This is a genomic window from Cytobacillus depressus (assembly GCF_008923245.1).
Taxonomy (GTDB): Bacteria; Bacillota; Bacilli; order Bacillales; family Cytobacillaceae; genus Cytobacillus; species Cytobacillus depressus.
This window is the reverse complement of the sequence record NZ_WBOS01000011.1, coordinates 1-16,577: the sequence shown is the minus strand read 5'-3', so window position 1 is coordinate 16,577 and position 16,577 is coordinate 1. Positions and strand designations below refer to the sequence as shown.

Sequence of the window (16,577 nt, the reverse complement as noted above, 5' to 3'; positions counted from 1 at the left end):
TAGCTTTTTTATTCAGAAATTACAAGATTTTGCTCAAGTAATGCCATTGCGACTGCTTTGTTGACCTTCATAATTTGGAGAAATTCATCCTGGGAAATCATATTTAAATGATTGGATGGAGCTTCTTTTTCAGAGTTATGTAGGGCCTCGACCCAATTCTTATCAGAATTAGCAAGGGTTTTCTCCCCCTTCATTTTAAGCAGCTCTACCCCCTCTTCTATTTCTTGTTCAATTGTAGTCTGATTTGTATAGATGAATAAACGAATAATCAAGTGGAAATTACAGAGTAACTTTCGTGTTTAATTACAAGAAGTGCGTCTTTCACACGGACTGGACACTCGACTGAAATCATTAAACACGAACAATTAACAAAAAACCTTCTCACCCGCTCCTCTGTTCCGAAATTCGCCTGTGAGGTTCTTCTGTTACTTTTCTTCTATCCTTCTTCTGATCTCTTTTATTGAGTCTTTTTCCCCTTCTAAAGCCTTTTCTATTCAGTTCTTGTAAAAGGCTTAAAATGAGCTTTATGTACGTTACAGGAGCTGGTTCTTTTTAATATGTATGATCGGCATTGATGATGTCAGTTAATTTTTTTGTGTGATTTTCCTTCTTCCTCTAAGAAAAAGTTTCTTTTTGGGCATTAATATTTGATTTAAATCTCTATCGAAAAGATAGGAAGGAGAATTTAATTCAGGATAACCTGCAAAGGGCTTACAAACTACATATTGACTATTTTGACGAGAACGCTTTATGTATTCTGCTTCAGCATACCTAACTTCCTTTGAATCCATAGCTGTATATTGGCTATCTAAAGGTGGATTATTTTTATTGATGCAATTATAGGGAGTAACAATTCCGCTTTGCTGATAACAGGCAGCTGCGATTTTATGATCTTGAAATACATGGATAACCTCCATTACAGCAACCAAACATCTGTGATGTTCTTTTAACGTTTGATAATGTCTACCATTTATCCTCATATAGACAACTGTATCCCCTACCTTCAAGTGAGGAGCAACCTGTCCATTTCTGCATAATGAAGAAATGCCCGGGAGAGGTTTTTCGAAATCAGGTTCACGTCTAATGCTATTATATACATAATTATGTATGCTATTTGATTGTGCTACATTGCTTCCTTTTTTGTTATGAATGATCGGTCGATAGCTAATTAGATGAATGGTCAAATGTTAATTTCCCCCTTTTTATAGCTTAACTGTTCTATATTTACAGTATTCTATATTTGGGAGATGTTTACCTTTTAGGTGTCATCGAAAAACCACCTTAGTACCCGCTCCTGTTCGGAAATAGAACTCCGGCATATTCTCCGAAACAACTCTTAAATCGTTTCTCCGTTGATTCCGAAAACTTCAGTTCTTTTCTCTTTCTTAAGTTTATTCTTATAGAATTCCGCGTATTTAGGGTTCTCTTTTAACGTTTCTTTAATGGTTTGAGTAATAGCTCTATTTAGATACCATATCATGGTTGCTTTATGTCTTATGTGCTTCAGGTTTATCAAGAACATCATGTCTTTATCACGAATGCAGATGGAAATGATAAACTCTCTAATGGATAAATAATAACCTTTATATGTGATGTTTCGATCTAAATCCACTCCTAGACTCTCTATGATCATTTTTAATTCTTTGAGATATCTTGTATTGATCAATACGATTGTCAGCTCCTTATTAACGGTGATTAGCTAAGTTTAGGTTAATATATTCATGATGAATGATAGGAATTGTTAAACCCGCTCCTGTGTGGACAGAGCGGGCTTATTGTCTAGGTGATGATCATGGGTTTGGCCTTATTTATTCTACTTGACGTGTTCTACAATCAATTAAACTCTATTCATATCAGCTCGCCAATTTACGATTGCTTTCTTTATCTCATCCGGCTTTAAATTTTCCGCAGCAGTTTTTTTACTAAGTCCGGGAAATTCATTATCATCTGCAAAACGTAAAGCTACCACTTGCGCCATACTTAGTTTCCGGTCTAATAATTCCCCAGTTAATACATAATGACGTAGGTTTTCCTCCGCGCGTATGGCACGATCTTGAGCTTTTAATGGATAAAATCTCACAAGAGCTGCGATTATGACAATAATGATCATGAGCAAAAATAGAATCATTGCTTGTAGAATGTTTGCTCCATCATTTATGGATCGAACCATTTGAACAATGGCAGCTACTAAAGTACCTAATACTAATACCGTTAAAACATAATGATAAATCGGATGCATTCGTGTATGTGTTTTATAATCTTGTTTATTCATTTCTTCCTCCTTTTTATCTTCCTGTTATTCAATTTATTCGATTTTCCTTTTCCCTATTCCCATTTAAACGTATAGCTAGCAACAATAAATGCTCCTATGAGCCAGCCGCCTAGAATCAGTGCCTCTGTCCCTAAACTTATAAACGATGCTCCGACATTCATCGTTTCTCGAAGTGCGTGGCTTAAATGTGCAATCGGTAAGGTTTGAACAATCGGCTGAAGAAATTCCGGCATGTCTTTAATCGGAAAAAATACGCCTCCTAAGAACAGCATTGGAAAGGAAAGAAATCCGGCAATAGGTGCAGCACTTTCCGGTGTTTTTGCAATGCCTGCAATGATGAATCCAATTGCCATAAATGCTAACGTTCCTAGGATGACAAAGCTGATCAAAGTAAGCCACGATCCTCGAACTTCAATGTCAAAAATGAGATGGGCAACTCCTAAAACAATGAGTGCTTGCAAACCATTTAATACTAATCTTGCGGTAATTTGTGCAGCAATAAAGGTTGATGCTTTTAATGTAGTTCCTTGCATTCTTCTTAAAATCCCGCGTTCTCTCCAAGCGGCAATTTGCCCTGCGACCCCATTCATGTTGTTGCTCATAATCATCATCGCGACGATCCCAGGAACTAAGAAATCAATATATTTTAAGTTTAGCGCTTCTATTCCCTTCGCATCGGTAACAACGACTGGAACATAATCAACCTTTGCTTTACTAATTCCATCTACTGCCCCATTTACTAACTGGATACCGACTTGAGAAACTGCAAAATTGGTTTCATTAAAGTAAACAGGTAGAGTGAAGGGCTGTGAATCTATTGGTTTATTGTTCAAAAAAGATTCGTATCCTTCTGGAATGACAATGACGACATGAAGATCACCTTTTTTTAATTGCTTAAATGCCTCTTCTTTATTATTTTCTTTTTCCAACTGTATGGCTTCGTTTTGAATTAAGATATCTATTAATTGTTTCGACTGATTAGATTGATCTTGATCCACTACCCCAATCGATACAGACATTCCATTTCCGTTTCCTAAAAATGAGCCTAACATGATCATGAGAAAAATTGGAAAGGCTAACGTCCAAAATAAGACTTGTCGATTACGAAGAAAAATGCGTAATTGCGATAGAGTTAGTTGCCTGTATGCTCTCATCATCCTTCACGTAACCTCCTTCCTGTCATGTGTATAAACACATCTTCTAGGGTAGCTGTACGTGTCTGCAGATCTACTAATTTGAGGTTTTTGTCGGAGGCCGTCTGAATCAAGCGCGTTAAGGTGGTTTGCAAATCATCAGTGTAAAGGACATAAGTGTCTTTATGATTTCCAACTTGCTTGACTCCTTCGATTCCCTTTAAATCCACTTCAAGGGATTCATCTTGAAAACGAAACTCTACCGCACTATCTGATTGCAGGTTTTTAACAAGCAAAGAAGGGGTGTCTAAGGCAATGAGCTGACCTTGATCCATAATGGCAATTCGGTCACATAAGACATGTGCTTCGTCCATATAATGAGTCGTTAAAACAATCGTTTTTCCTCTTTCTTTTAGGCGAATAATAATATCCCATAGTGTTCTTCTAGCCTGGGGATCAAGTCCTGTTGTCGGCTCATCCAAAAAAATAATCTTTGGATCGTGTACAAGTGCTAATGCAATCGCTAATCTTTGTTTTTGTCCGCCTGATAAACTTTTGATGCGATTCTTCGATTTATCGGTCAGAAGCATATCTTTGATTAATGCAGGAATAGACACTTGTTTATTGTAGAAACTGGCATATAAGTGTAATATTTCTTTCACTGTTAGTAGCTCAAAAAGGGATGTGGATTGGAGCTGAACACCGATCACTTCTTTTATCTTATTTAATTCACGAATGATATCAAATCCATCAATAAACGCCGTTCCATCATCTGGTTTCCTAAGCCCAACCAACATTTCTAATGTCGTTGTTTTGCCAGCACCATTCGGACCAAGCAAGCCGAAAACTTCTCCTTTCTTCACTTGAAACTCGATCCCGTTTACCGCTGTAAAATCACCATATTTTTTCACAAGGTTCTGAACTTTAATGATCTCTTTCTCAGAATTCATCTCCCACACTCCAGATCTTTTCTACCCAATTATATATGGTTAAATATAGAATTCCGGAACTGCTTTTGTCAATATTTATCAATTGATCATCGTTACATTTCTGACAAAGCAAAAGGAGTTGATCTCGAAATCAACTCCATCTTTATTATTTTTGGCTGTTTTAAATGTAGCTGTTGATTTCCGCTGCAGGCACTCGCTTTCCGCGGGCGGTCGGGGAGCCTCTTCGTCGCTAACGCTCCTGCGGGGTCTCCCCTGACAATTAGTCTAGTGGCTATCCCTCCATGTGGGTTAAACATTTCATTGGTACTGTGCCACCACTTTCACTGATATTAAGGCAAGTTATACAGTAACTATTCTCATTAATGCTTTCCTTGCCAACGGTTCATCGGAAGTAAGTCCTCCACGTTATCAGCTTACAACGTTGAATTATATCTATTGTAGAATGAACTTAGGTGCTTCCTGTAAGCCTGTTAGCATTCATACGCCTGTAACGTATCATGGATTTTCATATTAGCTATTTTTACTCATCCACATCTAACCTCACAATTTGGTGATATACACATTTCTATGTATTGCAGGTTTAGACCCGTACATTCGGAAGTTCGTCAGCTTAACCTTTTATTATAGGTTTATTTGCATTCTCACCATATTCATTCAACTCAAGCATCATGATTTACACCACCCCATCGGGTAGGCTTTCGTCAGCTTAACCTGTTACGGTAAATTCTCACGCCTTTTTGCCGAGCTTATAACACTATTTTTCTTACTAAATCCTGTGCTATTCGACTAAGAGAGAACCCTTCAAGACGTTACCCTATCATTTGATTCTTCGATATAACCCTTCAGTTCCGAGAGGAACTGTCTAGCCTTTACCAGAGTGATGTAACCATCCTCAATTTAAGCTAGAAACATTTCGCACAACTAACCTGCTTCGTTAGTTTAAGTGTAACATTTCACAATGGATCTTTTACTGGGATATTAAGTGACATAAAATTTAGCCTGATCATTATATTTTGGGGCATAAAAAATACCAAAGACCGCTGATAACAACGGCCTTTGGATGTGTGTCAAAGTTTGGGTTCTATTTGAAAATGGACATGTGCTTGTTTACCAAGTTAAAGGCATTACTTAGGGGAAGCGTCGGGCCGCCTAGACTCTTCTGTTTTCCGACAGGCCGGCCCACCCGCCCCTGCAAAAAATGTTTCGCATTGCTTTGCACTAAATCTATTTAACCACGTAACAGGCGCGAATCTGGGTATCGCCCTTGGTGTCCACATAGACCAGGTTATCGCCGACTTCATAAGTACCAGCCGCGTTGTTGTTGATTCTGATGGTTTCTTCAATAACATTTACATGGCCATCGGTATATTTTTCCGTAACGGTTATCGTTAGGTCGTTCTGATTGCCCTTGAGTTTCGTTACGAAAGCCGATGCTCCCGTCTCTTTCGGCAAACTCTGCAATTCGAAATCTAATTCAATGGTCGACTGATAGGATGCAATTTTTACATTTTCTTTTGTGATGCTTTTTTTGCCGGGGGCGGAGACGGTAATGGTATATCCTTCGTCAACGATTGGCGTTCCATGTAGCAGCGGATTGTCTAACTGCTTGGAAGGCGTGACCGACCAGTCGTATACACCGCCTTTTACTTCGTAAACAGCCGTCTGTTGTTGCCTAAATTCGCCGCTTTGAGTTATACGATCCCGCGTTGCCTCCTCATTGAGGCCGGTATTGCCTTCGATAAGTGGGCTGACTACTTCCTTTTCCAGTTTAAGAGTAGCTTCCGGAACCAGTCGGCCAGCTTTGTCGGTTATCTTGCCTTTGATATGGGAGGAAAATTCTTCCGCAAAGGACATATTTTCCATAAAGGCGCCGATATTTCTTTCAAACGTCCATACCATGGACTCCTGGTTAGTCGTAGTGCTTTTAATCGTCAATTTGCCGGAACCTATCCTTTCGTTCAGTTCCCTAACATACGGCTTGGAAGTGCCCGCGACCGGAATCCTTACATCAGCGGGCCGATTGACGCCAGCCGTCGTGCCGTTGCCGAGGTTCGGATTATAATGGCGGTATCCGTAACCATGCGGGAAAGCATTTTCATCAACCATGATGACACCAACCGCACCGAGGTTCTGTGCGGCTATGGCTATCGCGGCATTATCATTGTTTGCGTTCGCTCTCGTGGTCACCAGAATTTTACCGTCCAACTCGGCGCCGAGCGCATTGACTTGCTCAACCGTGGTATAACGGCTCCTGCCATAACCTCCGTCGTACGGCGCATTCAAAAAGACGGGTTGAGCACTGATATCGGTTGAGGGAGCGCCTGCTCCTGCCGCATTAGCCTCTGTAGGATAAGTTAGCAGGAATTCTCTTGGCTCATCGAAATATTCATCCTTATATGGCGCTACGGCATAATACTGGTCCGCGCCGGTGTATTTCGGCAAAAGGGTCCTGCCGAACTCATACAGGAAACCCAAAGTTCTTAAGGCGCCTAACTTATAATCCAAGCTTTCACCGCTGTAGGCGTACATTCCGTTCGTGAATTCATCGGAATAAAGATTATAGTTGCCTTGCCTGCGCCCTAAATCTTTAACACTAACCGTATCGGTAATTTGAATAGGCAGCTCCCGGGTATCTTCATAGCTATGAGTGTTGAGGACGAAGGCCCATGGGTAGACGACTAGCTGCCCATTCCCATTCGGGAAAGAGTGCCCGCTGAGGGATGAGACAACCATATTAGATCTTAAAACTTCGCTGACGGCCATTATTTCAGGCTCGCTCAAAGGCGCCCCGCCGCGGAAGTTCCCCTGCCCGAAAAAGCTTTGCGAACCGTTGATGCTGCCCCAACCGTAAGCATAGTTTCTGTTCAGATCAACGCCGCCGATTATTGTGCCATCCGGGTTGTGTTCGGTTCCCGCATAATTGTTCCTATTGTAGCGCCAGGATCCCGGGCTATTGCGCATATCCCAATGGACACCGTCCGGGTTTGTCATAGGCAAAATCCAGACGGAGGTCGTGTCGAGAATTTTTGTTACTTCCTCATGCCCTGATTCACCATACTTGGTAAGGAGATACCAGCCAAGATTCATAGCAAGCTCACTAGTGTTATACTCCCTGGCGTGGTTGCCGGCTTGATGCAGCGTGGCAGGCCTTCCATCATTGCCGCCGGGATTATTGCTGATTTCCAGCGCCATTAGTGGCACCCCTTCAAACGACACGCCATACTTATGCAGTTTAACAAGCTCCGGATACTTCGCGGCCAGATAGTTCATTTCAGCATAGAACTCAGTCACCGTCCGGTAGCCGAGGCGATCCGGGAAGCCCCACCGTTTATTAAACGAGACGCCTGTCGGATTGAACACAGCATCAGGTTCAATGGTGGTGGTGATCGGCAGAGGAAGAGGGGAATTCACAGTAGGGCTTGCGTTTGCCCTTTCCGGAAGACCCGGAATCGGCTGCCCTTCCGGACTAGCGCTCATAACGCTCTTCGCACTCTTACTGCCTTTGGATACCGGTTTTTCAAATATCCATGTCCCGTCATCAACAACCTCATAGGAAATATTGTTGGCTTCAAAATACTCCAACTCATTCTTGTGAATCTGAATTGTCGCTGTAAATTCGTCGCCGTCATTGTCATAACCCAAGATGTCAAGATCAAGTTCCTCGGCGAACAAAGCTTCCAGCGCTTCCAATCCCGTAACCGTTACCTCAACGATGGGAAAAGTCCCTGGCGTTTTAACAAAAGGTACTTGCTCTGCGGTAGTATTATTAGCAGTTGCAAACACTGTGGGGAAGGCCAACGAAATAATCAATAGAGAGGTTAAAAATACTTTTAGTTTCGTGTTTTTACTGAATCCCTTCAAAATACTCCACCTCCTGAATTAACTTTCTTGCTTAGTGGTTTACGGCTACATATTTATTTAGGAGCATCGCTTTATACCATCACCCCCTGAGAAATTTATTCCAACAACATCCGGACAGCATTCCGGAAACATCGGGCCAGTGGAACGGAGTCATCTGGTCACTTGACAGGCCAACAAATTAACACCCTTAAAGCAATAAACTTTAAGGGAGGCGAATGATGAGAAGGACGAGATGTTCGAATTCAAGGGATTACTCAGGCAATATCCTTTTGCTATGAATTATCATTAATTATCCTAATAACACCAACTCCTAATCTTTTTTACTACTAAAAGATGATTTCTTACACATATCCCGTATAACCCGAATTGTATAGTAGACAAACTTTTAGCAGAATAAGGACAGTATACTGTATTATTTAACTCTTGTAAATATTCTGTCAATTTCATGGAATAGTTAGACCTCCTAAAGGAAAGCTCCCTCAAACTATTCAGACTGAGGGAACATAAAACACACATCAATATTTACTTAAAACCCTTCAAACTCTTTGATTTCAGCCTATTTCTCTCTATCCTCGCCACACTCTCCACGTGGTTTGAGTGGTGATCGCAGACACATTGATGTAGTAGTGTTTACCTTACTTATCTCTATTATAGAGACATTCATGTTTTTAGGAAATTGCTTAATGGCATCAATCGCTTCCCCTTCAAATACAACCTTCGCTTCATCGATAGCTTCCTCAATGAGCGGACTAGCAGGTTTCCGAGTTGTCAACGAAACACTTGTAACTGTGCCAAGGGCGTGTGCATTTTGCAATAAGTCCAAACCGCCTATTGCACCAGACGGCAAGTGAACAGCATTCTTATACTCATTAAAAAGATGACTTATTTCTGTCAGCAGTGCTTCATCTGCAAGTGCACCAACACTGATTAACACTGTATCCTTTTTCTTAATCACAGATGGCAATAAAGTTTTCACTGCATCTATGTTCGCTGTCTCTACAACAATATCGATCTTTGAATCAAGAAATTCGTTGAGGTCAGTAAACAATTTCACACCAAAGTTAGACTCCGACAACCAATATTTTTCCTTATTTCGGTTTACTTTATCAGGGTTCTTAACGGAAATCCAATATACTCAATGTTGGAAGAACTTTTGAAAATCTGAATGATTATAAACCATTTATCTGTTTTTCAATTCTGTTTCAGCAATAACTAATAAAATCATAACCACCCGTGAATGAATACAGGTAGTTATGATTTTACAATAGATCATTTATTCTTCTTTTGAAGTATTCCACAGGATGATCCCATCCTGATTCCTAAAATTCTTAACCTTATCTGAATAAGCGACAAAAAGATAGGTGTCACCAATTTTAATCGTTGGAAGATACTCATATAAATAGCCTTGTAGTTCATCCCAAGCAGCAAAGGCTTCTTCTTGAGTTGCGGCACCATCGATTTTACCCATTAAATCCTCAATTTTTGGATCATCTGTCCATCCAGGCCAATCGGATCCTAGCCATAATATTTGAGTTGGCGTTGGGAAAGAAGGCGCTGCTGCAACAAATGCATCCCAGCCTTCAGGTTTCCCCCGTTTTTCAACGATTGTCGCCCATTCATAAACCTGTAAATCTACTACCATACCAATATTTTTCAGTTGCTCAGCTATAATGATTGCTGAATTATACATATAATCATAGTCTCGGCTCGTCAATAATCTGACAGGAGTTCCGTCATAGCCTGCCTCTTTCAAAAGGCTCTTTGCCAGTTCAGGATCCTTTAAGTTATATTTTTCCTTACCTGCCTCAGAGTACCATTCCGCTTGTTCTTTAAGCATCCAACTGCTTTCCAAACGGTAAAATTTTTCGTTGCTGTATGCCCCCATTAAAATACTATCCAAATCAAGAGCTGCATTAACAGCCTGTCTAATTTTAATATTTGAGAATACGCCCTCTTTCTTATTCATGATCATATTTACAGCACCTTTAATTGGATTATCATATTCCAAATTTGGCGCGTTTGCAATTTGATCATAAGCTTCACGAGGAATCTCGGTTCCTATATCGTATTCTCCCGTCTGCAAACCTGCAATTCTTGTTGTACTATCTGGCACGATGTAAAAATAAACATCATTCACTAATGCTTCTTTTTTTCCAGATAATCCATCTGAAGGCAGATCCATTGGAGTATAATCCTCAAACTTTGTCAGATGAATGTATTGATCTTTCACCCATTCCTCAAATTTAAATGGTCCTGTTCCAATGTACTCGGTTACAGCGTTTGTTCCAGCTTCTTCGGCAATTTCCTTAGGCATGATGATCGCCGATTGTGTCACATCCGCAAACATTGATAGCAAACCATATATTCTATTTGGCAGTTTTAATTCAACAGTATACTCATCAATTTCCGAAAACTTTGCATCCTTAAGGATTGTCTTCCCCTTACTGGAAACACTCTGCCATCTATTTAATGAAGCTACTACATCTTCAGCCTTCATTTCCTTACCGTTATGAAACTTGACTCCTTTTCTTAAGTGGAAAGTGACCGTTTTTCCATCTTCACTTTCCTCTGCTGATTCCGCGAGCATCGGTACAACTTTATACTTTGAATCAAATTCAAAAAGCTTTTCAAAAATATTCCGTGAAACCTCTAGTGTGGCTGTATTAGAGTTAATATGATTATCTAGTGTCGCCGGCTGGGCGTTAAATGCCACTTTTAATTCCTTGCTTAATTTTGGCTCTGTGCTTGCCTTTTCTTCATTTCCGCTTTCACGGCCACTGCATCCGGCTAATGCCAAGATCATCAGCAATGAAACCATTGCAAGAAAGCCCCAATTTTTCTTACCCATTCTTTTTCCTCCCTTTTTCTTACATACTCTTTCTTTTTAATCGTAGCACGTTTAATTTTTAATCTCTTAAAACCTCAAGAACCATGCGTGCAACAAAAGCGCTTCGGATGGCAATATGGTCTGTATTTATATATTCCTTGCCAGGCTGATGTACAAAATCTCCGCTCATTCCTAAGCCGTCAAGTGTAGGGCAGCCAACAGATGCTGTAAAATTACCATCGCTGCCGCCTCTTGTAATAATACCCCTCATATCCATACCAAACTCGTTTCCTACTTTTTTTGCCATTTCATAAAGAGCTCTGTGTTTAGGGTCATTTTCATCAAAAGGCGGTTTTTCTATGCCGCCCTTTGTCGTAATTTTCACCTTAGGGTTAAATGGCCTAAGATTTTTAAAAAGCTTGTCATATTCTTCGGCCATCTCTACTGATGAAAATCTTGCATCTATTGTAAGTTCTCCATCGCAGGGAACCGTTGGCCAGCCAGCATTGCCGCTTTTTAAACATGTGCAAGCAACAGTCACGCCCTTATCCAAGTCTGTAAGACCTTCTAGATAAACTGCCTGCTGCGCAAGCTCCTTTAAACCGCTTTCAGCATTTTCAGGCTCCTGACCGGAATGCGCTGGTTTTCCTTCCGCAACAAATGTATAGTTGCCTCTGCCATAGCGGCCAATTTTTAAGCCACCTACATAATCGCCTCTTGTGCTCTCCATCACAAATGCAGCCTTACTCTTTTTTGCAAGCTCTTTATAGTGCATATGTGATGAATAACTTCCAGCCTCTTCATCCGAATTTAGGAAAAAGACAATTTTTTTGTTTTTAGGAAGCAGATTCATCTCTTTGAGGGCTTTGGCTACCAAATAGACTTGAACATCTCCGCCCTTCATATCAAGAACACCCGGGCCCCATACCTTTGTTCCCTCATGCCTCCACAGCTCACCAAATGCACCCTTTTCATAAACAGTATCGTAATGACCTACAAACAGCACCTGCTCATCTCCATTGCCTAATTCCATTAACAAATGGTCGCCATAGCGGCTGTCGTTGCTTGGGATGACACTGCACTTAAAACCTATATCGGAGAAAATCTTTGCAAAATAATCTCGGTATTTTTTTAGATCTTCCTTGTCTCCCTCTGTAGGTGTTTCTAGAAGCACCGCTCCTTTTAACACTTCTAAAAACTCGTTTGTATGTTCCTCCATATAATCCATAAGAATTTTTGCCTCTGTCATTGAAACTCGCCCCTTTCTTATTTCAGCAAATGTCTAGTTTCGTGCTCAATCTGGGTAAGAAGCTCGCAGCCATCCATAGTTTTTCACCATTTAAGAGCTATTTTAAAACCAATATATCAATCTAGTACTATTTACTCTTAAAAGAACCTAGAAACATTTTTCTACGAAATTAACATGCCCAAAATCCATATCATCTTAAAATATAGAACTATTTAATTATTGTGTCAATTCAAAAGATATAAATTATTATATTTTACACATCTAACGAATTCCTTCAATGCTATTCTGATACATTGAATTTTTATACTTTTTTGTTGTCAGACTCCTGGTTAGAGAAGTGTAGCTTTGGAATAAAGTTTGATTAAAAGCATTTTATAAACATTGATTCTACATATAGAAGAAAGCACGAATTTTAAATATAGATTGATATATAACTCCATTTTTTCTTTGTCCGTAAAATTAATAAAATATTCTTCGTCTAAATTCACAGAAATTCTATGAGCTCCGTTGGATGAATAATAATAATACAATATTACTATTACTTTTTCCTCTAACGAATCAACAAAATTCTGATTAAAATATATATTGGTACCCTGTACAGCTATATTACTAACTACAAGTCTAAGCGTCTAAAAGGCACAATTCCTCTTCAAGAATTGCGCCCGATTGTTGAAGATCGTTATTGAACTAAAGCTACCCGTTAGCTCTATTTTGGCTAACCATTCACCAAATGTTCTTTATTAAGCGAAGCAGCATTCTTGGTATAAACATTAAGATGTTCCATGCCACTTCAAATAAGATTGATTCCCTAAGTTCAATTAGGATTTCTTTAAAAAAGCCGTTCTGTCTTTCTCTTTTCTTTTTCATCTTCTAACTCCCAATAACTCAATATTTATTTAAATTAAAATCCCATTTAATTACCAAGTGTTATTCAATTATCTGGCCCGATTACTGAAAAAGGCACAATTCCTCTTCAAGAATTGCGCCCTTTAATTGAATGTCATTAATCCTCAAGTTTATCGTTTATCTTCTTTAATAACTCAATTATTTCATTATTTTGTTCAACCTGTTTCTGACTTGTCTTTTTTAACGTAAATATCCACCCAATAATAACAATTATTGCTATTAAAAATAAAAATGGAATAAATGAAGAAATTAACGTTATCATTAAAGCTGATGATTCCATATTTATCCTTACCCCCTTTTATAGAAGATATTTTTGGTTTAACCTGTCCTTGTACTCTATACCGATTATTTCAAAATTCCATTTTATTCACAATAGATTACTCCGTTAAATGGCCCTTTTCATGAAGAAAGACGCCTTCCTTATTACAGAAAAGCGCCCGATTTTGGAACAAGGTATTAGGACTTTTATGTTTGGCCTTTACTTTCCCTTGAAGAAATTCGATACGATTAATAATAATATACCTGTTACAATCAAAGGGACTGAAAATGGCGCAAGTAGTTCTGGAATGTTTTGTTTGGAACCCCTATCGTCTTATTAAATGTAATTCCAATAGCAGCAACCCATACTCCTATGAAGGCTAATATTTTTCCTGTTCGGTTAAACCTTTTTAAGAACATACATATCCCTCCTTCTTCAATACAATTATTTTAAACCGTTACGATTACCTCAACTTGTTATTCTTCAATATGGCCCTTTATTGAAGAAAGACGCTTTCCTTATTTCAGAAAAGCGCCCTATAAAGGAATAACTGTAAAGCTAAAAAGGCTTTTTTAGAAGCTGCGTTTCCCTGGCCAAGCTCCTTGCATTTTACTTAGGAATACAATTTGCCCAATATGATATGCGTCGTGCATTGCTAAACTCTTCAGTTCAAGCACTAATGGATTGTCATCAGGAATCGGTCTATACAAATCTTCTAGATCTGATTTTGCTAGTATTTTTTCAAGTTCACGATGAACAGAAAAGTATTCTTGTTTTGTTTCCTTCCAATTTTGAAAGGTCTCAGTTGGTAATCGATATGTAGCGTCATTATTTTCTGCCTTTGGTTCATTTGCTGTTTCACCAAGAAAGCGTAACAGAATTCTCTTTTCAAAGAAAAGTAAATGACAAACTAATTCCCAAATGGAATGTGCCCCCTCAACTGGTTTCCAAATTGCCTGTTCCAAAGTAATATTCTCTAGTACTTTTTCAAGTGGTGGAAACCAGTCTTCTTTATCTAAGCAGCTTGCCCATTGTTGTAACAAAAGTGTCCTTACATCCATTTTCTATTCCCTCCAATCTTATCCCTTTTAATAGATAATCCCTTTGGTCAATATTCATTTGCGGCGTGTTGTTTTGCATAACTTACAATTTCGAGATGAACCATCTGATTACCTCCCTTACTCCACAATCTGGCCCGATTGTTGAATAGAATGACTCATATTTTTTAAACAACTTTATTGTAAAAGTAACATCTTTATTGTCATTTATAATTACATATTGTTTATGTATTATCGAATATATAAAAGAACAGGAAATGAATCTTATTTCCTGCCCTCAACCATTTCCATCTATTTTAATATTTTCTCAGAGATCTTTTATATTGGTATTGTTTCCATTGATATCTTATAAAGCAGCCAACGCAAAATCCCAAAATTGCAATAAATGCTGCTGCAGCAACCATAATGGTAAATACATAACCTAATATGTTCCAATTTAATAGAAAGCTTATTAATCCTCCTGCGAGACAAATGACGGAAATCGTTTGATTAAATTGCTGCTGATCCCATTCCTCAGGAATATATTGTGATGGGTGCTTTCTAAAAAACAGCTTAGCTAAACGCATCACAGGATTAAACCCAAAAAGTAAGCTCATTAAACCTGCTAATAAAGGGATTGCAAGGATCCAGTCTTGCTTAGTTATCCAAGTAAGCAAGACAAACACCACAATAAACCATTGGTTTGTTCGAACAAGGGGACGAGGAACTGAACGTACTTGACTCTCCATCAACTCAACCTTCCTTTATCGTTTTTGTATGATTTACTTTGATTTTACTCCTATTTTTCTATTTTATTAAGAAAAAAAGATAATAAAGACGGGGCTGGTGCTTTAGGTTTTGCAGAAACACTATTGAAGATTCCTTTACCCTTTTGACTAACCTTAATTCCGTACATCCGGCCGTCTACATTTACTTTGCAATCTTCTATCATTTCAGTTTGGCATTAATTACAAACCCTTGAAAAACAATACATAAGGAATTACTGTTCCTGTTTTGCCAGTTATCAAAGCATAATGTGCTACACCCTTCGCGTAATCAATCCATATCCAAGTAATGATGAAAACAAAAACAACAGGTAGAAGCATTAAAAGGAATGGATGATGAGTTTTTCTTTCCAAATAGCAAAAGGAAAAGATTTAAGGGAGGTCCTAATAAACTAAGTGTAATAAAAATGGTAAAACTCAAATTTGGCTTTAAAATTTTCATCAAAGCACTAATCGTTTGGATATATTCTTTTTTTGTACACTAATTAATACCCTCTCTCAAAACTTCGTAATCACAGATACTGCAAGAATAATTTTATCTTTTCATAAAAATTTTTATTAAACTAAACTGCACCGTTATTACAACAAGCAAATAGATCGCCGCAGCGATCTCAATCTTTAACTCTTGCGCCATTTAGCATAAAAAGAATTTGGCATTAGACCGATTCTATTGAGAACTTTCGTAACAAATTACTGAACCGAAAATCACATACTTCTCCATTTAACCCATAGCTCCACAATTAAGGCTCGTCCCAAAACACCAAATACGATGGCGAACAAAATGCCAACGATAATTCCTAAAATGTTGGAATGTCGGATAGAATTAATTGTCACTAAAATAAAAACTCCTACAAGAAAAACAAAAAGTATGCACGCTATCATAAATTGAAAAAACATGAACAGTTTACTCTTTTGTGACAGTCTAACGAGCCCGAACCATAAAAACACCACAACTATTCCAAATAACATATCATAAGGAGATTGATATCCTGTTCTGAAACTGTAAACTGCTAATGCAACTAAAATTATTCCAATAGTTATAATTTTTAACAATAATCTCACTCTAATCCGCTAACTTTTTTCTTTAATTTGAACAAATGTACTCTACTATATCCAGCATTTTTTGCAAACGAAAATTTAATCCTTTATTTCATACTCCTTCTTGCACTATGCTGCTCGTTAGTAGAGTAGAAAACTGATTTCATAGGGATAGCTTACGCTATCTCTTTTACTTTCAGTTTCCCCTCATCAAACCGTACGTGAAGTTTTCCCTCATACGGCTTTCCGATGTTCTTCTT

The 16,577-nt window shown here is 38.6% G+C and carries 15 protein-coding genes; all 15 read right to left on the bottom strand.

Annotated features, from left to right (window positions below):
* Positions 1-8 precede the first annotated feature (8 nt).
* Positions 9-194 carry a hypothetical protein gene (locus F7731_RS18040; protein ID WP_151536199.1) on the bottom strand — a complete coding sequence of 62 codons (186 nt, stop codon included), beginning with the start codon at positions 192-194 and terminating at the stop codon, positions 9-11.
* Positions 195-584: 390 nt separating this feature from the next.
* Positions 585-1,184 carry a hypothetical protein gene (locus tag F7731_RS18035; protein WP_151536198.1) on the bottom strand — a complete coding sequence of 200 codons (600 nt, stop codon included), beginning with the start codon at positions 1,182-1,184 and terminating at the stop codon, positions 585-587.
* Between the two features lie 152 nt (positions 1,185-1,336).
* A complete protein-coding gene (locus F7731_RS18030; protein ID WP_151536197.1) occupies positions 1,337-1,612 on the bottom strand; it encodes a hypothetical protein in 276 nt (91 codons plus the stop codon).
* Between the two features lie 225 nt (positions 1,613-1,837).
* Positions 1,838-2,272 (bottom strand): DUF6526 family protein, encoded by a 435-nt coding sequence (locus tag F7731_RS18025; RefSeq protein WP_151536196.1) that lies wholly within the window; start codon positions 2,270-2,272, stop codon positions 1,838-1,840.
* A 53-nt stretch (positions 2,273-2,325) separates the two neighbouring features.
* Positions 2,326-3,426, bottom strand: a complete 1,101-nt coding sequence (locus F7731_RS18020; RefSeq protein WP_151536294.1) for an ABC transporter permease — start codon at positions 3,424-3,426, stop codon at positions 2,326-2,328.
* Complete coding sequence (locus F7731_RS18015) at positions 3,426-4,355, bottom strand: ABC transporter ATP-binding protein (RefSeq protein ID WP_151536195.1); 930 nt, start codon at positions 4,353-4,355, stop codon at positions 3,426-3,428. Before F7731_RS18015 ends, F7731_RS18020 begins: the two co-directional genes overlap by 1 nt.
* Before the next feature lie 1,224 nt (positions 4,356-5,579).
* Positions 5,580-8,216 carry a M14 family zinc carboxypeptidase gene (locus F7731_RS18010; RefSeq protein WP_151536194.1) on the bottom strand — a complete coding sequence of 879 codons (2,637 nt, stop codon included), beginning with the start codon at positions 8,214-8,216 and terminating at the stop codon, positions 5,580-5,582.
* A 556-nt stretch (positions 8,217-8,772) separates the two neighbouring features.
* On the bottom strand, positions 8,773-9,291 hold the full coding sequence (locus tag F7731_RS18005) for an aspartate dehydrogenase domain-containing protein (RefSeq protein ID WP_246197286.1): 519 nt from the start codon (positions 9,289-9,291) through the stop codon (positions 8,773-8,775).
* A 198-nt stretch (positions 9,292-9,489) separates the two neighbouring features.
* The gene (locus F7731_RS18000) at positions 9,490-11,064 is read right to left on the bottom strand and encodes an ABC transporter substrate-binding protein (protein ID WP_151536192.1); all 1,575 of its coding nucleotides are present in this window, start codon (positions 11,062-11,064) and stop codon (positions 9,490-9,492) included.
* Between the two features lie 58 nt (positions 11,065-11,122).
* Positions 11,123-12,292, bottom strand: coding sequence for a M20/M25/M40 family metallo-hydrolase (locus F7731_RS17995; RefSeq protein WP_151536191.1), 1,170 nt, complete (start codon positions 12,290-12,292; stop codon positions 11,123-11,125).
* A gap of 723 nt (positions 12,293-13,015) precedes the next feature.
* A complete protein-coding gene (locus tag F7731_RS26570; RefSeq protein ID WP_170289743.1) occupies positions 13,016-13,159 on the bottom strand; it encodes a hypothetical protein in 144 nt (47 codons plus the stop codon).
* A 136-nt stretch (positions 13,160-13,295) separates the two neighbouring features.
* On the bottom strand, positions 13,296-13,478 hold the full coding sequence (locus F7731_RS17990) for a hypothetical protein (protein ID WP_151536190.1): 183 nt from the start codon (positions 13,476-13,478) through the stop codon (positions 13,296-13,298).
* Positions 13,479-13,729: 251 nt separating this feature from the next.
* Positions 13,730-13,876, bottom strand: a complete 147-nt coding sequence (locus tag F7731_RS26565; RefSeq protein ID WP_170289742.1) for a hypothetical protein — start codon at positions 13,874-13,876, stop codon at positions 13,730-13,732.
* 153 nt (positions 13,877-14,029) lie between these two features.
* Positions 14,030-14,518 (bottom strand): DinB family protein, encoded by a 489-nt coding sequence (locus tag F7731_RS17985; protein WP_151536189.1) that lies wholly within the window; start codon positions 14,516-14,518, stop codon positions 14,030-14,032.
* Positions 14,519-14,811: 293 nt separating this feature from the next.
* The gene (locus F7731_RS17980; RefSeq protein ID WP_151536188.1) at positions 14,812-15,243 is read right to left on the bottom strand and encodes a DUF4395 domain-containing protein; all 432 of its coding nucleotides are present in this window, start codon (positions 15,241-15,243) and stop codon (positions 14,812-14,814) included.
* Positions 15,244-16,577 lie beyond the last annotated feature (1,334 nt).